This is a genomic window from Nonomuraea sp. K271, from assembly GCF_009908215.1.
GTDB lineage: Bacteria > Actinomycetota > Actinomycetes > Streptosporangiales > Streptosporangiaceae > Nonomuraea > Nonomuraea longispora.
The window spans coordinates 19,071-36,573 of sequence record NZ_JAAAHR010000001.1 but is presented as its reverse complement, the minus strand read 5'-3'; the positions used below and the strand labels follow the sequence as shown (position 1 = coordinate 36,573).

General features: G+C 71.0%; 18 protein-coding genes. 6 read left to right on the top strand and 12 right to left on the bottom strand.

Features of this window, described 5'->3' with window-relative positions:
• Nucleotides 1–34: 34 nt before the first annotated feature.
• Entirely contained in the window at nucleotides 35–673 is a 639-nt protein-coding gene (locus tag GUY59_RS00195; RefSeq protein WP_138198679.1) for a histidine phosphatase family protein, read from the bottom strand.
• Between the two features lie 114 nt (nucleotides 674–787).
• Between GUY59_RS00195 and GUY59_RS00190 the strand changes: the two genes are divergently transcribed.
• A complete protein-coding gene (locus GUY59_RS00190) occupies nucleotides 788–1,645 on the top strand; it encodes a DMT family transporter (RefSeq protein WP_161714307.1) in 858 nt (285 codons plus the stop codon).
• Here GUY59_RS00190 and GUY59_RS00185 read toward each other — a convergent pair.
• Entirely contained in the window at nucleotides 1,638–2,558 is a 921-nt protein-coding gene (locus GUY59_RS00185; RefSeq protein ID WP_138198681.1) for a LysR family transcriptional regulator, read from the bottom strand. The two genes, GUY59_RS00190 and GUY59_RS00185, sit on opposite strands and share 8 nt — an antisense overlap.
• 187 nt (nucleotides 2,559–2,745) lie before the next feature.
• On the opposite strand from GUY59_RS00185, the gene GUY59_RS00180 reads away from it, so the two are divergent.
• Nucleotides 2,746–3,630 (top strand): EamA family transporter, encoded by an 885-nt coding sequence (locus GUY59_RS00180; RefSeq protein WP_138198682.1) that lies wholly within the window; start codon nucleotides 2,746–2,748, stop codon nucleotides 3,628–3,630.
• Here the strand turns inward: GUY59_RS00180 and hemL are convergent.
• From hemL to GUY59_RS00145, 7 genes are all read right to left on the bottom strand, one after another.
• A complete protein-coding gene (gene hemL / locus GUY59_RS00175; RefSeq protein WP_138198683.1) occupies nucleotides 3,627–4,919 on the bottom strand; it encodes a glutamate-1-semialdehyde 2,1-aminomutase in 1,293 nt (430 codons plus the stop codon). The genes GUY59_RS00180 and hemL overlap by 4 nt on opposite strands.
• Before the next feature lie 74 nt (nucleotides 4,920–4,993).
• A complete protein-coding gene (locus GUY59_RS00170) occupies nucleotides 4,994–5,623 on the bottom strand; it encodes a bifunctional DNA primase/polymerase (RefSeq protein ID WP_138198684.1) in 630 nt (209 codons plus the stop codon).
• A 178-nt stretch (nucleotides 5,624–5,801) separates the two neighbouring features.
• Nucleotides 5,802–6,809 (bottom strand): porphobilinogen synthase, encoded by a 1,008-nt coding sequence (hemB, locus tag GUY59_RS00165; protein ID WP_138198685.1) that lies wholly within the window; start codon nucleotides 6,807–6,809, stop codon nucleotides 5,802–5,804.
• Entirely contained in the window at nucleotides 6,806–8,320 is a 1,515-nt protein-coding gene (locus tag GUY59_RS00160; protein ID WP_171055267.1) for a uroporphyrinogen-III synthase, read from the bottom strand. Before GUY59_RS00160 ends, hemB begins: the two co-directional genes overlap by 4 nt.
• A gap of 35 nt (nucleotides 8,321–8,355) precedes the next feature.
• Nucleotides 8,356–9,276, bottom strand: a complete 921-nt coding sequence (gene hemC, locus GUY59_RS00155; RefSeq protein ID WP_138198687.1) for a hydroxymethylbilane synthase — start codon at nucleotides 9,274–9,276, stop codon at nucleotides 8,356–8,358.
• A complete protein-coding gene (locus GUY59_RS00150) occupies nucleotides 9,273–10,529 on the bottom strand; it encodes a glutamyl-tRNA reductase (protein ID WP_138198688.1) in 1,257 nt (418 codons plus the stop codon). Before GUY59_RS00150 ends, hemC begins: the two co-directional genes overlap by 4 nt.
• Complete coding sequence (locus tag GUY59_RS00145) at nucleotides 10,526–11,203, bottom strand: redox-sensing transcriptional repressor Rex (protein WP_138198689.1); 678 nt, start codon at nucleotides 11,201–11,203, stop codon at nucleotides 10,526–10,528. The genes GUY59_RS00150 and GUY59_RS00145 overlap by 4 nt, the downstream gene beginning before the upstream one ends.
• Before the next feature lie 138 nt (nucleotides 11,204–11,341).
• Between GUY59_RS00145 and GUY59_RS00140 the strand changes: the two genes are divergently transcribed.
• Nucleotides 11,342–11,578 (top strand): glutaredoxin family protein, encoded by a 237-nt coding sequence (locus GUY59_RS00140; RefSeq protein ID WP_138198690.1) that lies wholly within the window; start codon nucleotides 11,342–11,344, stop codon nucleotides 11,576–11,578.
• Here GUY59_RS00140 and GUY59_RS00135 read toward each other — a convergent pair.
• Nucleotides 11,575–13,053, bottom strand: coding sequence for an antibiotic biosynthesis monooxygenase (locus GUY59_RS00135; RefSeq protein ID WP_138198691.1), 1,479 nt, complete (start codon nucleotides 13,051–13,053; stop codon nucleotides 11,575–11,577). The genes GUY59_RS00140 and GUY59_RS00135 overlap by 4 nt on opposite strands.
• Nucleotides 13,054–13,292: 239 nt before the next feature.
• Between GUY59_RS00135 and GUY59_RS00130 the strand changes: the two genes are divergently transcribed.
• The 3 genes from GUY59_RS00130 to GUY59_RS00120 are packed head-to-tail and all read left to right on the top strand — an operon-like array spanning nucleotide 13,293 to nucleotide 15,532.
• Nucleotides 13,293–13,931 carry a sigma-70 family RNA polymerase sigma factor gene (locus GUY59_RS00130; protein ID WP_138198692.1) on the top strand — a complete coding sequence of 213 codons (639 nt, stop codon included), beginning with the start codon at nucleotides 13,293–13,295 and terminating at the stop codon, nucleotides 13,929–13,931.
• A gap of 59 nt (nucleotides 13,932–13,990) precedes the next feature.
• Nucleotides 13,991–14,638 carry a DUF5667 domain-containing protein gene (locus GUY59_RS00125; protein ID WP_138198693.1) on the top strand — a complete coding sequence of 216 codons (648 nt, stop codon included), beginning with the start codon at nucleotides 13,991–13,993 and terminating at the stop codon, nucleotides 14,636–14,638.
• Between the two features lie 18 nt (nucleotides 14,639–14,656).
• Nucleotides 14,657–15,532, top strand: a complete 876-nt coding sequence (locus tag GUY59_RS00120) for an HAD family hydrolase (RefSeq protein WP_138198694.1) — start codon at nucleotides 14,657–14,659, stop codon at nucleotides 15,530–15,532.
• A gap of 64 nt (nucleotides 15,533–15,596) precedes the next feature.
• Here GUY59_RS00120 and GUY59_RS00115 read toward each other — a convergent pair whose 3' ends face one another.
• On the bottom strand, nucleotides 15,597–16,496 hold the full coding sequence (locus tag GUY59_RS00115) for a lysophospholipid acyltransferase family protein (protein WP_236666680.1): 900 nt from the start codon (nucleotides 16,494–16,496) through the stop codon (nucleotides 15,597–15,599).
• On the bottom strand, nucleotides 16,493–17,488 hold the full coding sequence (locus tag GUY59_RS00110) for an NAD-dependent epimerase/dehydratase family protein (RefSeq protein ID WP_138198696.1): 996 nt from the start codon (nucleotides 17,486–17,488) through the stop codon (nucleotides 16,493–16,495). The genes GUY59_RS00115 and GUY59_RS00110 overlap by 4 nt, the downstream gene beginning before the upstream one ends.
• Nucleotides 17,489–17,503: the final 15 nt, after the last annotated feature.

Below are 17,503 nucleotides of genomic sequence, written 5' to 3'. Positions count from 1 at the left end.
GCGGCGCGGCCCGGCCCCGACACCGGGGAGCGCCTCAGGCCCCGGGAACGGAAGGGCCGGGATCGAGCGAACCGGCGGGCTCGCTGTAGCCCACGCTGACCAGCCGGCCCCTGTCGAACGTGAACGTGGTGAGGCTCGCCAGCGCGCACTGCCTGCGCCGGGGATCGTGCCAGAGCCTGCGCCGCTCGGCGGCCATCCTGATCGCCCAGATGGGGAGCTGGTGGCTGACGAGCACCGTCTCGTGCCCGCGCGCCGCCGCCCTGGCGTCGTCGATCATCGAGCGCATGCGCCGGACGATGGTCGGATAGGACTCGCCCCAGGACGGGCGGAGCGGATTCCAGAAATAGCGGTAGTTGCGGGGGTTGCGCAGCAACGCCAGGCCGGGACCCGCTGTGCGGCCCTCCAGCAGGTTGCCGGCCTCGATCAGCCGGACGTCCTGCGTGATCTCGAGACCGAGCCTGTCGGCGAGGGGCGCCGCGGTCTCCATCGCCCGCTCGAGCGGCGAGCTGTAGACGGCGACGATGTCACGACCGCCGACCGCCTTGGCGACCGTCTCGGCCATGAGCCGGCCGGTCTCGGACAGGTGGTAGCCGGGCAGCCTGCCGTAGAGAATGCCTCTGGGGTTGTGCACCTCACCGTGGCGCAGAAGGTGGACGACGGTCATTTCAGCCATGGTGGGCACAGCCTATCCGCTCGATCGCGCCGAACCACGCCCCGAGTCCGTGGGCCCGTGTTCGCCCGTCGTTCACGCGACGGTAAAGTCGCCCCTCCGAGAGGAGGCGCCGGCTTGAGTCCATGGGCACTTGTCCTCATTCTGGTCGCCGCCGTCGCCCACGCCTCGTGGAACGTGCTGAGCAAGAAGGCCTCCGAGGCCGACGGCCTCGTCTTCGTCTGGCTCGTCGCCGTCGCGGCGGCGGTCGTGTGGGCCCCGCTGTTCGCGAGCTTCCTCATCGTCACGGGCACCTTCCCGACCTGGCAGAACCTCGCCGTGATCAGCGGCAGCATGGCCCTGCACCTGGGCTATTTCGTACTGCTCCAGCGGGGGTACGGCACCGCCGACCTGTCGGTCGTCTACCCGGTCGCGCGCGGCACGGGACCGATGCTGGCCAGCCTGGCGGCCGTGTTGTTCCTCGGGGAGCGTCCGTCGCCCGCCGGCGTGGCGGGGATCGTGCTGGTCGGGGTGGGCGTGTTCATGCTGAGCGGCGGCTCGGCGAAGGTCGGGCTCAAGGAGGTGGCGCCGGGACTGCTCACGGGGGTGTTCATCGCGGGTTACACGGTGTGGGACTCGCAGGTGGTGAGCACGTTCGCGGTGGCGCCGCTGATGCTCAACTATCTCGGCGAGGCCCTGCGCGCCCTCGTGCTCGCGCCCGTCGTGCTGGGCACGCGGCGGAAGCTGGTGCTGCCCGTGTGGCGCGAGCACCGGTCCCGGATCGTGGGGACGGCGGTGCTGATCTTCGTCTCGTACGCCCTGGTGTTGTTCGCCTTCACGATGGCGCCGGTGAGCGTGGTGGCGCCGGCCCGCGAGATCAGCGTGCTGATCGGCGTCGTGCTCGGTGGGCGACTGCTGGCCGAGGGCGACATGCGACGCCGGCTGCTGGCGGCCGGCGTGATCGTCGGCGGCGTCGTGGCCGTCACGCTCAGCTGACGGCCCAGGCGTTCTCCTGTGTCCTGCTCGCCTCGGCGAGCGCGTCGACCATGGCCTTGATGGCGGGGCGGCGGGCGGCGTCGGAGCGCCAGATCGCGTAGATGCGGCGCGACTGGCGCGGCCGGAGGGGGACGAGGCGCACGCCGTCGGGCACGCAGTCACGTCCGAGCCGCGGCACGATCGCGCAGCCCAGCCCGGCGGCCACGAGCGCGAGCTGGGTCGGATATTCCTCGGCCATGCAGGCGATCACCGGCTCGACCGAGGCGCTGCGCAGCGTGAACACCAGCCAGTCGTGGCAGACCGTGCCGGGCGAGCCGCTGATCCACCGCTCGCCGCGCAACTCGGCCAGCTCCAGCTCCTTGCTGCCCGCCAGCGGATGGTCGGCGGGGATCACGACGTCGGCGATGTCGTCGAGCAGCGTGGCCCTGGACAGGCCGTCGGGGATGGCCATGGGCCTGTTGAGCCAGTCCTGGATCACGCCCAGGTCGAGCTCGCCCCTCGCCACGTCGCGCACGACCCGCTCAGGTTCGCGCTCGTGCAGTTGCACCCACAGCTCGGGGTGGCGTTTTCTGAGCGCCGCCAGGGCGGCGGGCATGAGGCCGCGCGAGGCGGTGGGGAAGGCCGCGGCGTTCAGCCGGCCGACGACCTCGCCGCGCAGCGCCTCGAAGTCGGCCTCCGCGGTCTCGACCAGGGCGAGGATGCGCTCGGCGTGCTCGGCGAGCAGACCCGCCGCGTCGGTCAGCCGCACACCGCGCCCGTTGCGCTCCATGAGCGTGGCGCCGGTCTCGCGCTCCAGTTTGGCGATCTGTTGGGAGACCGCCGAGGGGGTGACCATCAGCGCGTCGGCGGCCGCTCCGACCGACCCGTAGACGTGCACAGCGTGAAGTGCCTTGAGCCGGTTCAAGTCCAACATGTAAGCCAGTCTAAATGGTTTAGCGTAGAAAGTCTCGCTTGTAGTTAAATGTGTAGCAGACGAAAATAGATGCATGCGAATCATCAAGCGGAAGAAGCAAGAGCGTCCCCACGGCGTGTCGTACCTCAAGGTGCTCGCCGAGCAGGCCCGCGAGCAGCGCATCCGTTACCAGAAGCCCACGCGCTGAGTGAGCCCGCGCCACCTCGCCCTCGCCGTCGGCATAGCCGCCGTCTGGGGCTTCAACTTTGTCGTCATGCAGACCGGCCTGCGGCACTTCGCACCCCTGCAGTACGCCGCCCTCAGGTTCGCCCTGGCGGCGTTCCCCGCCCTGCTGTTCGTGGGGCGGCCGGGGGTCGCATGGCGCTGGGTCGCCGGGGTGGCGGCGGCCATCGGCGTGGGCCAGTTCGGCCTGCTGCTCGTGGGCATGCGGGCAGGCATGCCGGCCGGGCTGAGCTCTCTCGTCCTGCAGACGCAGGCGCTGTTCACCGTGCTGTTCGCCGCCACACTGCTCGGGGAGCGGCTCACCGCGCGCCGCCTCGCGGGGCTGGCCGTAGCCTTCTGCGGGCTCGCCCTGGTCGCCGTCGACTTCGGCGTGTCGGGCCCGATCGGCGCGTTCGCGCTGTGCGTGGCCGCCGCGGCCGCCTGGAGCGTCGGCATCATCGTCCAGCGCCGGGCCGCGCCACCCGACTCCCTGCGTTTCATGGTCTGGGTCAGCGCCCTGTCGGCGCCGCCGCTCCTGCTCATGTCCCTGGTGCTGGAAGGGGTCCCGTCGCTGGACGTGCCGCTCGAAGGGTGGTTGTCCCTCGCGTACGTGGCGTTCCTGTCGACACTGGGCGGCTTCGGCGCCTGGGGATGGCTGCTGCGCCGCTACGACGCCTCGACCGTGGGGCCGTACGCGCTGCTCGTGCCGGTGTTCGGCCTGTCGTCGGCGGCGCTGGTGACCGGCGAGCCGCTGTCGTGGCCCACGCTGCTGGCGGCGGCGCTCATCCTCGCCGGCGTGCTCTACGCCGGCAGCAGGCCCCGCCGCCGCCTCCGGGACGTCCCTCAGGCCCTCTCGCGGCGGCCCGCCTAGGAAACGGCGGCCGCGGCCGCCTTCGCCGCCGCGGGCAGCGCGTCGGCGACCCGGCCGAGCGCCTCGTCGTCGTGCGAGGCCGACAGGAACCACGCTTCGTACGCCGACGGCGGCAAATGGACGCCCTGCTCCAGCATCGCGTGGAAGAACGCCGTGAAGGCGGCGGTGTCCTGCGTATTGGCCCCGGCGAAGCTCGTCACCTCCGTCTCCGTGAAGAAGATGGAGAACAGGTTGCCCGCCCGCTGCAACCGGTGCGGCACCCCCGCCGCCGCGAGCGCCTCGGAGGCCGCGTCGCCCACCTGGGACGCCGCCGCGTCCACGCGCGCGTAGACGTCGTCGTCCAGCGCCCTGAGCGTGGCCAGCCCGGCCGCGCAGGCCAGCGGATTGCCCGACAGCGTGCCCGCCTGGTAGACGGGACCCTCGGGCGCCAGATGGCCCATGACGTCGGCCCGGCCGCCGAACGCCGCCGCCGGCAGCCCGCCGCCCATGACCTTGCCGAACGTCATCAGGTCGGCGTCGACCGGATCGAGGCCGTACCAGCCGGAGCGCGACACCCTGAAGCCCGTCAGCACCTCGTCGACGACGAGCAGCGCGCCGTGGGCCGTGCACAACTCGCGCAGCCTCGCGTTGAAGCCGTCGCGCGGCGGGACCACCCCCATGTTCGCCGGGCACGCCTCGGTGATCACGCACGCGACGTCTCCGGCGGCGAACGCCTGTTCGACGGCCTCGACCGAGTTGTACGGCAACACGATCGTGTCGGCCGCCGCGGCCCCCGTGACGCCCGGCGTGTCCGGCAGCCCGAACGTCGCCACCCCCGAACCCGCCGCGGCCAGCAGCGCGTCGACGTGCCCGTGGTAGCAGCCGGCGAACTTGATCACCTTGGACCGCCCGGTGAAACCGCGCGCCAGGCGTACGGCGCTCATCGTCGCCTCGGTGCCGGAGCTGACCAGGCGCACCTTCTCGACGGGCGCGACCCTGCCGACGATCTCCTCGGCCAGTTCGACCTCGCCGGGCGTGGCGGTGCCGTAGGAGAAACCGCGGGAGGCCGCCTCGGACACGGCCTCGACGACGGCGGGATGGCGGTGGCCCAGGATCATCGGGCCCCACGAACAGACCAGGTCGACATAGCGGTTGCCGTCGACGTCGGTGATGTAGGGCCCCTGCGCCGAGGCCATGAAGCGGGGCGTGCCGCCGACCGCGCCGAACGCGCGCACCGGAGAGTTGACGCCCCCTGGCACGAGCCGGCGGGCGCGGGCGAACAGGTCCTCGGAGTTCTGTGTACGGCTCACCGACCCAGGTTATCCGCGGGCCTCCGCGCCCCTCGTCGCGGGACGAGCCCGCCACGGTGGCAGAGGCCATGACCTCAGTCGGCCAGCCACTCCAGGATGCGCAGCGGGTCGGGCAGGGGCAGGCCGTCGGGAGGCCGCAGCCAGGAGACCGGCTGCCCGGCGGGCAGCGTGGACGGCGGCGCGACGACGTAGCTGTCGCGGCAGTGCCAGCGCAGCCCGGGCGTGTCGTCGATCGTGGCGGGGTCGCAGTCGAGGTGGCACGACCACCACTCGTCCTCGTCCTCGGGGTTGCCCCGCGTGGCCACGTAGAACAAGACCCGGTCGCCTTTCGCGGCGACCGGGCCCGAGTGCGCGCCGGCGTTGTCGATGCGGGTGAGGGCGGAGAGCCCGATCGCGAGCGGCACGTCGAAGACGTCGAACACGCGACCGGTGGGCAAAATCACGTTGGCTTCCGGCTCGGCCTGCCACCAGCGCGTGAGCAGCGCCGGATCGGTCGTGGCCTGCAGATGCCAGGCGGGCGAGAGCGGATGGGCGCCGGGGTCGGGACAGCCGAGGCGGTCACACGAGCACGCGCGCGGCCCCTGACGTAGCGGGAACGCCCCCGGGACCACGGGCCAGCCCATCGCGGCGTAGTCGAGCACAAGCTCGATGCGAGTCGGACGCGACCGTTTTCTGGTACGCCGAGCCAGTGGTACCCCCACCATTGGTGTCTCCCGTCGAGTCCAGCGCCTGAGGAGGTCCCGGCTCCGGGCCGTACGCACACGCGGGACACACCGGCACTTGGTTGCCTGACGAGAACCTGCTCATCAGCGTGCCTGGTCGAGGCCGTGGCGACCACCGTGCAACAGCTTTCTCGTCTGGTCGCACTCTAACGCACGCGCCTCACGCGTTGACGGGAACCCCTCGGTTAAGACGCCGCGCCGCCTCGGTGGCCCAGTAGGTGAGGATGAGGTCGGCCCCCGCACGTTTGATCGCGACCAGCGACTCCATGATCGTCCGGTCGCGGTCGACCCAGCCGTTGGCGGAGGCGGCCTCGATCATGGCGTATTCGCCGCTCACCTGGTAGGCCGCCACGGGCACGTCGGCCTCGTCGCGGAAGCGGGCGATGACGTCGAGGTAGGCCATCGCCGGCTTCACCATGACCGCGTCGGCGCCCTCGGCGAGGTCGAGGCGGAGCTCGCGCAGCGCCTCCTCCAGCGGGCCCGCGGGATCCTGCTGATGGGTGCTGCGGTCACCGAACTGCGGCGCGCATTCGGCGGCGTCGCGGAACGGCCCGAAGAAGGCGGAGGCGTATTTGGCGGTGTAGGCCAGGATCGGGACGTCACCGTAGCCGGCGCCGTCGAGCGCCGCCCGGATCGCCCCCACCTGGCCGTCCATCATCCCGCTCGGGGCCACCATCTGCGACCCGGCCGCCGCCTGGGCGACCGCGATCGAGGCGTAGCGCTCCAGCGTGGCGTCGTTGTCCACGTCGCCCGAGGGGGTCAGGATGCCGCAGTGCCCGTGGTCGGTGAACTCGTCGAGGCACGTGTCGGCCATCACGACGACGGAGTCGCCGACCTCGGCGGTCACGTCGCGCAGCGCGACCTGCAGGATGCCGTCGGGGTCGTCGGCGGCCGAACCGCGCGCGTCCTTGACGGCCGGGATGCCGAACAGCATCAGCCCGCCCACCCCGGCCTGCGCCGCCTCGTGGGCGGCCTTGCGCAGCGAGTCGCGGGTGTGCTGCATCACGCCCGGCATCGAGGCCACGGGCTGCGGCTCGGCGAGGCTCTCCTTGACGAACGCGGGCAGGATCAGCTCGGCGGGATGCAGCCGCGTGCCGGCCACCATGCGCCGCAGGGCGGAGCTCCCGCGCAGCCGGCGGGGACGTGCGACGGGGAATCGCGCGCTCATCTGCCTCTCCTCCTGGCGCCCCGGCGGTTCTGTGAAGGCCTGCGCGGGATGTCGCCCGCGGCCACGGCCGCCTGGCGCTGCTTGGCTCCGAACTCGGCCAGCGCTGTGGCCAGAGCGGATGCGGACGGTTTGCCGGCCATGACGTCGACGCGGAGCCCGAACTCCTCGGCTGTCTTGGCCGTCTGCGGCCCGATGACCGCGATCACGGTGACGTTGTGCGGCTTGCCCGCGATGCCCACGAGGTTGCGCACGGTGGACGACGACGTGAAGAGCACGGCGTCGAAGCCGCCGCCCTTGATGGCCTCCCGGATGGGCGCGGGCGGCGGCGCGGCCCGCACCGTGCGGTAGGCGGTGACGTCGTCGCACTCCCAGCCCAGCTCGGTGAGGCCGGCCACGAGCGTGTCGGTGGAGATGTCGGCCCGCGGCAGCAGCACGCGGTTGATCGGGTCGAGCATCGAGTCGTAGGGCGGCCACTCGGCCACCAGCCCCTCGGACGACTGCTCCCCCGAGGGCAGCAGGTCGGGCTTGACCCCGAACTCGACCAGGGCCCGCGCGGTCGCGTCGCCCACCGCGGCCACCTTGAGCCCGGCGAACGCGCGCGCGTCGAGGCCGTATTCCTCGAACTTCTCGCGCACGGCCTTGACCGCGTTGGCGCTGGTGAAGGCCACCCACTCGTAGCGGCCGGTGACCAGGCCCTTGATGGCGCGGTCCATCTGCTGCGGGGTGCGCGGCGGCTCGACCGAGATGGTCGGCACCTCCTCGGGCACCGCGCCGTACGAGACGAGCTGCTCCGACAGACTGCGGGACTGCTCCTTCGTACGCGGCACCAGCACCCGCCACCCGAACAGCGGCTTGGTCTCGAACCAGGACAGCTTGTCGCGCGACGCCACGGCGTCGCCGACCACGATGAGGGCCGGCTCGGTGAACCCGGCGTGCTTGAGATCGGCCTGGAGCCGGCCGAGCGAGGACACCACGGTGTACTGCTCGGTGGTGGTGCCGCCGCTGGTGACCGCGACGGGCGTGGTGTCGGGCTTGCCGCCGGCGATGAGCGCCTTGCCGATGGCGACGGCGTCGCCGATGCCGTGGTAGATCACCAGGGTGCCTCGGCAGGCGGCGTGAACGGCCCAGTCCTGCTCCTGTGCCGCGTCGACCACCCGGAACTCCGGCACCTCACTGGCCGCGGGGATGCCCGCGTAGTCGAGCACGGCGGTCGCGGACGGCACGCCGGGCACGATCTCGAAGTCCACCCCCGCCGCGGCGCAGGCCGCGACCTCCTCGGTGATCGAGGAGAACAGCGTCGGGTCGCCCTCACAGAGGCGGACCACGGCCTCCCCCCGCGCGGCTCGTTTGACGGCGGACTGGAGGTCGCCCTCGACGACCTCGACGCCTTCGCGGCAGTGCCGCAGCAGCGGGCCGTGCGTTTCCGTGTCGAGCACCACCACGCCGGCCTTGCCGAGCAGCTCGGCTGCGCGCAGCGTGAGCAGCTTGGGATCGCCGGGACCCGCGCCCACGAAAGCGACGAGACCGGAGGTTGGACTATCGGAGCTCAATGGGACTGCTCCCCCATCAATCTGTCGGCCCCTGCGGAGATCATCTCGGTCGCCAGGAGGCGGCCCAGGTTAGCAGCCTCCGAAGGAGAGCCGGCGGCGGACTTGCGGACCGCCTCGCGGCCGTCGATCGAGACGACCACTGCGGTCAGGTTCAGAGTGTGCCCGTCATCGGCCGCGAACGCACCCACCGGTGCGGAGCATCCCGCCTCGAGAGCGTTGAGCACCGCGCGTTCGGCGGTCACCGCGGAGCGGGTGCGCGGGTCGTCGAGCACGCCGAGGAATTCGACCAGGTCGGCGCGGTCGGCACGGCACTCCACCGCCAGCGCGCCCTGCCCGGGTGCGGGCAGCAGCTCCTCGACCTCGAAGATCTGCGCGATCTCCGCGTCGCGGCCGATCCTGTGCAGGCCGGCCGAGGCGAGCACGACGGCGTCGAGCTCGCCGGAGGTGACCTTGCCGATGCGCGTGTCGGCGTTGCCGCGGATCGGGACGTAGTCGAGGTCGGGTCGCAGCGCGCTCAGCATGGCGACCCGGCGGGGCGAACCGGTGCCGACCCTGGCTCCCGGGGCGAGGTCGGCGAACTTGCGCGGCCCGACCAGCGCGTCGCGGTGGTCGTGGCGGGCCGGCAGCGCGGCCAGCGTGAAACGCGGATCCTGCGTGGTGGGCAGGTCCTTCAGCGAGTGCACGGCGAAGTCGACCTCGTCGTCGAACAACTTGTCACGCAGCGCGCTGACGAACACGCCCGTGCCGCCGAGCTGCGCGAGGTGCGCCTTGGTCACGTCGCCGAACGTCGTGATGCCGACCAGCTCGATCGCGCGGCCGGTGCGCTGGACGTAGGCGTCGGCGACCATCTGGGACTGCTTGGTCGCCATCAGACTGCGGCGGGTGCCCAGCCGCAGGGTGGACGGAAGCGATGTCACAGCTCCACCTCCCTCACGGCCTCGGGCATCGACGGATCAAGGTCGAACAGTTCTCGCAGCGCTTCGGCATAATGATCGCCTCCCGGGCAGGTCGCGAGCCGCTTGACACGCACGGTCGGCTCGTGGAGCAGCTTGTCGACGACCCGCTGCACGGTCATGGCCACCTCGTCGCGCGCCCGCTCGTCCAGGTCGGGAACCCTCATGAGGAGACGCCCGAGCTCCGACTCGACGACGCCGGCCGCCTTGCTGCGCAGCGCCACCACGGTCGGCGTGACCCTGGAGGCCCGCTCGGCGTCGAGGTAGGCCCTCAGCTCCTCGGCGACGAGGGCGCGTACGGCCTCGACGGCGTCGCCCTCGCGCGCGCCGACGCCCGAATCCTGGATCGTCTCCAGGTCGACCAGCGTGACGCCGGGCACGGAGCGTACGGCGGGGTCGATGTCGTGCGGCAGCGCCAGGTCGAGCAGGAAGACCGGCCGGGTCAGCATGCCGGGAGTTATGACGTGGCGGCCCGCGCCGGTGCAGCTGATGACGATGTCGGCGCCGGCCAGTTCGCCGGCCACGGCGGAGAACTCGACCGCCCGTCCGCTGACGGTCTCGGCCAGCCGGACGCCGCGCTCGTACGTGCGGTTGGCCACGACGATGTCGGTGACCCCGGCCTTCGCCAGCGTGGTGGCGGCCAGCGAGCTCATGGAGCCCGCGCCGACCACCAGCGCCCGCCGCCCGGCCACGTCGCCGGCGAGGGCGAGGCCCGCGGTGACGAGGGAGGCGCCCGCCTGGTCGATGCCGGTCTCGTGGTGGGCTCGCTTGCCGACCCGCAGCGCCTGCTGGACCAGCTCGTTGAGGGTGGCGCCGACGGTGCCGCGGCGCTGGGCCAGCTGGAGTGAGCGGCGGACCTGCCCGAGGATCTGGCCCTCGCCGACGACCATGGAGTCGAGGCCGCACACCATGGAGAACAGGTGCTCGACGGCCCGCTCCTCGTAGTGCACGTAGAGGTGGGGCGTGAGCTCCTCGACGGGGACGCCCGAGTGCACGCCCAGCAGGCGGCTGACGGCGGTGACGGCGGCGTGGAAGCGGTCGACCGTGACGTAGACCTCGACCCGGTTGCAGGTCGAGACGACCATGGCCTCCGCCACGCAGGGATCGTCCTGCACGTCGTGCAGGAGCTTGGCGAGCGCGTCACCCGTCACCGAGACACGCTCCAGCAGGGCCACCGGCGCGGTCCGGTGGCTGAGTCCGATAGCCAGAACACTCATTGACCGTCCACCGCCATGAGTGGCCCCCCAGCCTTGCGTTGCTCGTGGAACGCGAGAATCTGCAGTTCGATTGATAGGTCGACTTTACGGACATCGACGCCATCCGGGACCGAAAGCACAACTGGGGCGAAGTTCAGGATGCTGGTCACCCCCACGGCTATCACGCGATCACACACCTTCTGCGCCGCCGCCGCCGGTGTCGCCAGAACCACGATCGAAACTCCACGCCCGGCGATCACGGCTTCCAGTTCGTCGATGTGCTCCACATTCAATCCCGCGATGGTGCCGCCCACGACTTCGGGGTCGGCGTCGAGGAGCGCCGCGACCCGGAAACCCCTGGAGACGAAGCCGCCGTAGTTGGCCAGCGCACGCCCGAGGTTGCCGACCCCCACGATGGCGACCGCCCAGTCTTGCGTCAGGCCGAGCTCGCGCGAGATCTGGTAGACGAGGTATTCGACTTCATAGCCTACGCCACGCGTGCCGTACGAACCGAGATGTGACAGATCCTTGCGGAGCTTGGCGGAGTTGACCCCGGCGGCCCCGGCCAGATCCTCGGAGCTGACGGTCGCGATGCCCCGCTCGGCCATCCCGTGCAGCGCCCGCAGGTACAACGGAAGCCTGGCGACCGTCGCCTCGGGTATGCCGCGGTCACGGGGTTGGGACGGGCTCTTCACGTGCCAGAGCTCCAGGGAACAGGCGGCTTGGGGACCGCGGTGAACGGAATCGAACCGTCTTTCAGGTTAATCCCTTTGTGAACCGATGCACAAAGTCGCGGGAACGAAGTGGCGGACGTCTCGCATACCGTTGGCCTCATGCATCGCATCACCTTGCTCGGCAAGCCCGGCTGTCACCTGTGTGACGACGCGCGCGAGGTCATCGCCAGAGTGGCCGGCGAGCTCGGCGTGCCGTGGGAGGAGGTCAGCATCGACTCCTCCGAGGAGCTCAAGGAGAAATACTGGGAAATGATCCCAGTCACCCTGATCGATGGCGTGCAGCACGATTTCTGGCGGGTCGACGAGGCCCGGCTGCGCGCCGCGCTGAGCGCCTAGAACATCACCGTCGGCAGCGGCACCACCTTGGCGGCGTTGACGTTGAGCTCGATGACATTGGTGGCCAGCACCATCGTCTGACGCTCGTTGATGAACCTCTCGACGTGCGGCTGGCGCTGGTGGTCGCGGTAGGCGACCTCGTCCCGGTAGAGCTCGTAGACGATGCGCTGCAGCGGCGCCGACTTGACCGCGTGGCAGGCGTAGACGAGCGTGTCGGGCTCGCCGCGGCGTACGGCCTCGACGGTGGCCTCGGCCAGCCGGTCGAACGCGTCGCCCGCGCCGTCCATGATCGTGAAGACGGTGAGCAGGCCGTAGATGTTGGGCGAGGGTTTGCCGCCGCCCTGTTGCTGCTGCGCCGGGGTGAACACGTCGGCGCCGGGGAAGACCGAGCCCGTGCCCGGCATGGCGAAGTCGGGCCGCTGGGGCGGCGCGCCCGCGGGTGCCGCGCCGCCGTTCATGATGTAGCCGGTCGAGGGCCCGTCATCGGGCGGCGGCGCCATCCGGGCGGCGTAGTCGACCTCCTGGTCGCCGGCACGATATTCGGCCACCAGGTCACCCAGCCCCGACGACCTGCGCGGCGGATCGGCCGTGGGGACGCCCTCGGGCCTGTCCCGGGGAGCGGGCTGCTCGTCGCGGAACATCGGCCGCTCACCCGGAGCGACCGGCGGGACGACCGGTGGCGCGACCGCCGGCACGGCCCCCCGCTGCTCGCGGTGCTGCGCCCGCTCCTCGCGGCGCTGAGAGCGATCGTCAGCGCGTGGCGGGCGCTCGTCGTGCTCGGGACCGAAATCGTCCTCATCGTCGTCGTACGGCGCCAGAGGCCGCAGCGCGGTGTACCAGACGGCCGCCGCGGCGACCGCGAGCAGCGCCGTGGTGAACACCGGGGGCACCGGGAACCGCATCGCGCCCACGAGGGCCAGCCCCGACGGGACGATGACCGCCGAGGCGTGCAGGTTGTCGGTGTCGTACTCGTCGCCGTTGCGCCATTTGAGGCCGGCCACCACGAGCATCGCCAGCATCAAGAGCGCGTCGATGATGTGCACGCCGGTCAGCAGGTAGCTGGGGATGATCGCCCAGACGGCCGCGGCCGACGGCAGCTCCTTGCTCATCGCCTCGACCCGGAGCGGGTCGAACATCATGATCGCGACGGAGACGACGGTGAGCGCGATGCCGAGCAGCCACGCGAGGAACCTCGGCGGCACCTTCTCCGCCAGCAGTTGCACCAGGCCGACCGACAGCCAGAGCGGGGCCAGCAACGATCCCGTCACCTGGTAGATCCGGAACGTGACGCTGCCGAATCCGAAGAAGGAGCCGATGGCGATCACGCCCAGGGACAGCGCGAGCGCCGCCACCGCGACGGTCCAGGCGATCAGCCAGCCGTCCGGCTCGTCCCGCAGGCGTTGGATCAGGGCGCCCGCCGCGATCGCGGCCAGGAGCGCACCGGCAAGGGCTATGACAGCAACGAGGATCTCCATGGTGACTCCAATGCTGCCGGACTATGCCTCCCAGCCGGTAGCCGTAGACGAAACGTGCCTGCTCGGGCCACCTTCGGGGACCGAGGGCAGCGAGGTGCGCGCCGCAGGCGGCGGGGATTCGCGGTAACACGGTATCTTCCGATTACGCCTAGTCATGCCAGCATGCTGTGGATTGTGGAATTTCCGGTTGATTTCTAGAGTGTTCGAGCAGCCGCACCCCTTACCCCCAGGGATACCGGATGCCTGACTCGTCGCCGTTCACCGGGCTGCTTGCGCCAGCGGGCGCCGCGCCTGCCCCGACGGGCGAGCTCGCCGTGCGCGAAGAAGTGCCCGAAGACATACGTACGCTGGTGCTTCATGCCAAGAACGGCTGCACGGAGTCCTTTGGCACGCTCTACGACCGCTACGTGGATCTCGTCTACCGCTACATCTATTTCCGGGTGGGCTCCCACCCCCTCGCCGAGGACCTGACCAGCGAGACCTTCCTGCGCGCGCTGCGCAGGATCGCCGACTTCACCTGGCAGGGCCGCGACTTCGGCGCCTGGCTCGTGACCATCGCGCGGAACCTGGTGACCGACCATTTCAAGTCGGGCCGCTACCGGCTGGAGGTGCCGACGGGAGAGGTGATCGACGTCCCGCTCGACGGCTCGCACATCCCGGAGAACGCCGTGGTCACGGCCATCATCAACGACCGGGTGCTGCGTGCCGTCCGCGAGCTCAACCCCGAACAGCAAGAGTGCGTGGTCCTGCGCTTCCTGCACGGGCTGTCGCTCGCGGAGACCGCGCTGATCATGGGGAAGAAGAGCGGGGCGATCAAGGCACTGCAGTTCAGGGCCATCCGGGCGCTGGCCAGGTCCCTCAAACACGACCTGGCGTAACCTCCACCATCGGCACCTCGTTAGGCAGATGTCACAGCAGGATCCGTAAGGGAGCCGACATGAGCAGGGCACGCGAGCGGCGGGAGCGCGTGCTCGAACATCTGACGGAGCTGCACGGGCTGCCGCTCGGCGGCGCCCCCGATCCCGTCTTCCGCGAGCGGCTGCGCGCCGACCTGGTCAGCGGGCGCGTCTCCGCCGAGTTCCTGCCCGACGAGCCGGTACGCTTCGGGCACGCGCACCGCCGTCCCGCGCGCCGCGGACCACTGCTGTCGCAGCTGGCCGCGTTCGGGCTGTCGGCGGCCATGATGGCCGCGTCCTTCGTCACCTACCAGGCGGTGCCCGGCGACTCCCTCTACCCGCTCAAGCGCGCCGCTGAGAGCGCTCTCGTCGGGCTCAGCACCAACGACGCCGCACGCGCCGAACGCGAGCTCCGCTCGGCCAAGGCCCGCGCGGAAGAGGTCGCCAGCCTCCTCGGCTCCTCCGACGGCGGCCCGCTGGTCGGCAAGACGCTGAAGGACATGGAGGAGTCCACGCGCGCCGGCGTCAGCAGGCTGCGGCGGACCGAGCCACGCTCCCCTAAGATCAAAAAATTCGCCCGCCACCAGAAGGAGGTCGTCGGTCCCATGTTGCGGCAGCTCAGGCGCGACCAGCTGGCCCAGGCCGAGGGCTACCTCGACTACATCGAAGGTCTGGTCGCCCCCGGGTAGGTCGATAAGCTGAAGCGCATGTGGCGGCTATTGCGACGACGACACGAAACGGAGCCCCAGGCCGCCGGCGAGGCCGCGGCACAGGCGGCGGTCACCGTCGCGCCGGTCGAGCGCGACCTCCAGTCGGCTGCCTTCTTCGACGTCGACAACACGATGATGCGCGGCGCCTCGATCTATCATTTCGCGCGCGGGCTGGCCACCCGGGGCATGTTCACCACGTCCGACCTGTTCAAGTTCGCGGTGGGGCAGGCGGTGTTCCGGCTGCGCGGCAACGAAAACCCCGAGCACATCGCGGTGGCCAGGGAGACCGCGCTCGCGTTCGTCGCCGGGGCCAAGGTCGACGACGTCGTACGCCTCGGCGAGGAAATCTACGACGAGGTCATGGCCGACCGCATCTGGGGCGGCACGCGGGCGCTCGCGCAGAGCCACCTGGACGCGGGCCAGCGGGTCTGGCTGGTCACCGCCACCCCCGTCGAGCTGGCCAGGGTCATCGCTCAGCGGCTCGGGCTGACGGGCGCGCTCGGCACGGTCGCCGAGTCCAGCAACGGCGTCTACACCGGCCGGCTGGTCGGCGACCTGCTCCACGGCCCGGCCAAGGCCGAGGCGGTCAGGGCGCTGGCCCGCAGAGAAGGGCTCGACCTGACCGAGTGCACGGCCTACAGCGACTCGGCCAACGACCTGCCGATGTTGTCGCTGGTCGGGCACGCCGTGGCGATCAACCCCGACAGCGAGCTGCGCGAATACGCCAAGAAACACGACTGGCCGATCAGGGACTTCAGGACCGGCCGCAAGGCCACGCTGACGGCGCTGCCCATCGCCGCCGGCGTGGGGGCCGTGGCGGGCGGCGTCGCCGCGGGCATCGCCCTGCGCAAGCACTACCGCGCGCAGGGCTGAGGCCCGCCACCGCGGCGCCGAGCCTGCCGGCGCCGCCGCTCCGGTCGCACCGCCGGAGAAGGATTCACAGGAAGGGCGGGAAGGCGTGCCCGCGGCGCAGCCGCAGCTCGTTGAGCAGCTGCTGAATGACCTCGCGTACGTGGTCGGTGAGGTTGAACACCAGCATGGGGTCGTCGGCGGCCGACGGGTCGTAGTCGTCGGTGCGGATCGGCTCACCGAACTCGATCATCCACTTCGACGGCAGCGGCACCAGGCCGAGCGGCCCGAGCAGCGGGAAGAACGGCGTGATCGGCAGGTAGGGCAGGCCGAGCAGCCGGGCCAGGAACTTCAGGTCGCCGAGCTTGGGATAGATCTCCTCGGCCCCGACGATCGCGGTGGGCACGATCGGCACCCCGGCGCGGATGGCCGAGGCCACGAAGCCGCCGCGCCCGAAGCGCTGCAGTTTGTAACGTTCGGAGAACGGCTTGCCGACGCCCTTGAACCCCTCGGGGAACACGCCGACGAGCTCGCCCTTGCGCAGCAGCCGGTCGGCGTCCTCGCGGCAGGCCAGCGTGTGGCCGGTCTTGCGGGACAGATGGCTGAGCAGCGGCAGTTGGTAGACCAGGTCGGCGCCGAGCAGCCGCAGTGCCCTGCCCGCCTCGTCGTGCAGGGCGACCTGCAACATCAGCGCGTCGACCGGCAGCGTGCCGGAGTGATTGGCGACGACGAGCGCGCCGCCCTCCTCGGGGATGTTCTTCAGCTCGGCCGTCTCCACCCTGAACCAGTGGTGGTAGAGGGGCCTGATCAGCTCAAGGACGACCTTGTCCGTCAACTCGGCGTCGTAGCCGAACTCGTCGACCTCGTAGTCGCCGGTGATGCGCCTGCGCAGGAACGCCAGCAGCCTCGCCAGGGACTCGGGCTCGTCGGTGTAGGACGGTGCCGCGCTGATGGGGATGACGCGCGCGTCCTCGTCGGGAACGCTCAATGCCGCACACCTCCGACCGGATGCAGCCGGCGCGAGCGCAAAAAGTCGTCGAAGGCCGCCGCGGTCGTGAACTTGGGCCGCCATCCGAGCTCGTTCGCCAGCCTGGAGGTGTCGACCGCCCGGCCGTGGCTCATCAGCCTGAGCTGCTCGGGCGAGTATTCGACCAGCCCGAGCCCGCGCGCGGCGCTGCCCAGCGTCTTGAAGGCGGGCGCGGGCAGCGGCAACGACGGCCGCCCCGCCCTCCTGGCGCACTGCGACAGAAGCAACACGCCCACCCCGGCCACGTTGTACGTGCCGGGGTGATCCTCGGTCGCCATCCGCCTCAGCACCTCGACCGCGTCGTCCTCGTGCACGAACTGCAGCCGGGGGTCGAAGCCGAGCACGGTCGGCAACACCGGCTGGGTGAAGTAGCGCGTCAACGGCGAGTCGACGCCGGGACCCATGAAGTTGGCGAAGCGCAGCAACGACACCGTCACGTCAGGGCGGCGCCGCGCGAAACCCCGCACGTAGCCCTCGACCTCGACCGCGTCTTTGGCATAGCCGTGACTGGGGCCGTCGTGCGGCTCCAGGTCCTCGGTGAACACCGCCGGATCGCGCGGCGACGAGCCGTAGACGGCGGTGGTGGAGCGGACCACCACGCGCCGCACGGTCGCCGACCGCTGGCAGGCACCGAGCAGTTGCATGGTGCCGATGACGTTGTGCTCTTTCATGGCGGCCCTGCCGCCGCTCCTGGACGGAGCGCTGACGAGGCTCATGTGCACAACGGTGCCGATGTCCGCGGCCGCGATCACCTGGGCGATGTCGGGGCTGCGCAGATCCACCCGGACGAACTCCGTACGTCCGAGCGAGATGCCGCCGTCTCGCGTGAGCGAGGGAGGCGGCACGGTGTCCACTCCGATGACGCGGCTGATGTCCGGGTCGGCAGACAGAACGCTGGCCACCCGGGCGCCGATGTGGCGCGAGACCCCGGTGACGAGCACGGTGTGGGTCATCAGCGCCTCGCAGCT

Excerpts from the sequence above, each read along its gene's own strand:
- GUY59_RS00195 (WP_138198679.1), bottom strand. The coding sequence starts at position 673 with ATGGCTGAAATGACCGTCGTCCACCTTCTGCGCCACGGTGAGGTGCAC.
- GUY59_RS00185 (WP_138198681.1), bottom strand. The coding sequence starts at position 2,558 with ATGTTGGACTTGAACCGGCTCAAGGCACTTCACGCTGTGCACGTCTAC.
- GUY59_RS00170 (WP_138198684.1), bottom strand. The coding sequence starts at position 5,623 with ATGGTGGGGGTACCACTGGCTCGGCGTACCAGAAAACGGTCGCGTCCG.
- hemB (WP_138198685.1), bottom strand. The coding sequence starts at position 6,809 with ATGAGCGCGCGATTCCCCGTCGCACGTCCCCGCCGGCTGCGCGGGAGC.
- GUY59_RS00150 (WP_138198688.1), bottom strand. The coding sequence starts at position 10,529 with ATGAGTGTTCTGGCTATCGGACTCAGCCACCGGACCGCGCCGGTGGCC.
- GUY59_RS00140 (WP_138198690.1), top strand. The coding sequence starts at position 11,342 with ATGCATCGCATCACCTTGCTCGGCAAGCCCGGCTGTCACCTGTGTGAC.
- GUY59_RS00135 (WP_138198691.1), bottom strand. The coding sequence starts at position 13,053 with ATGGAGATCCTCGTTGCTGTCATAGCCCTTGCCGGTGCGCTCCTGGCC.
- GUY59_RS00130 (WP_138198692.1), top strand. The coding sequence starts at position 13,293 with ATGCCTGACTCGTCGCCGTTCACCGGGCTGCTTGCGCCAGCGGGCGCC.
- GUY59_RS00125 (WP_138198693.1), top strand. The coding sequence starts at position 13,991 with ATGAGCAGGGCACGCGAGCGGCGGGAGCGCGTGCTCGAACATCTGACG.
- GUY59_RS00120 (WP_138198694.1), top strand. The coding sequence starts at position 14,657 with ATGTGGCGGCTATTGCGACGACGACACGAAACGGAGCCCCAGGCCGCC.
- GUY59_RS00110 (WP_138198696.1), bottom strand. The coding sequence starts at position 17,488 with ATGACCCACACCGTGCTCGTCACCGGGGTCTCGCGCCACATCGGCGCC.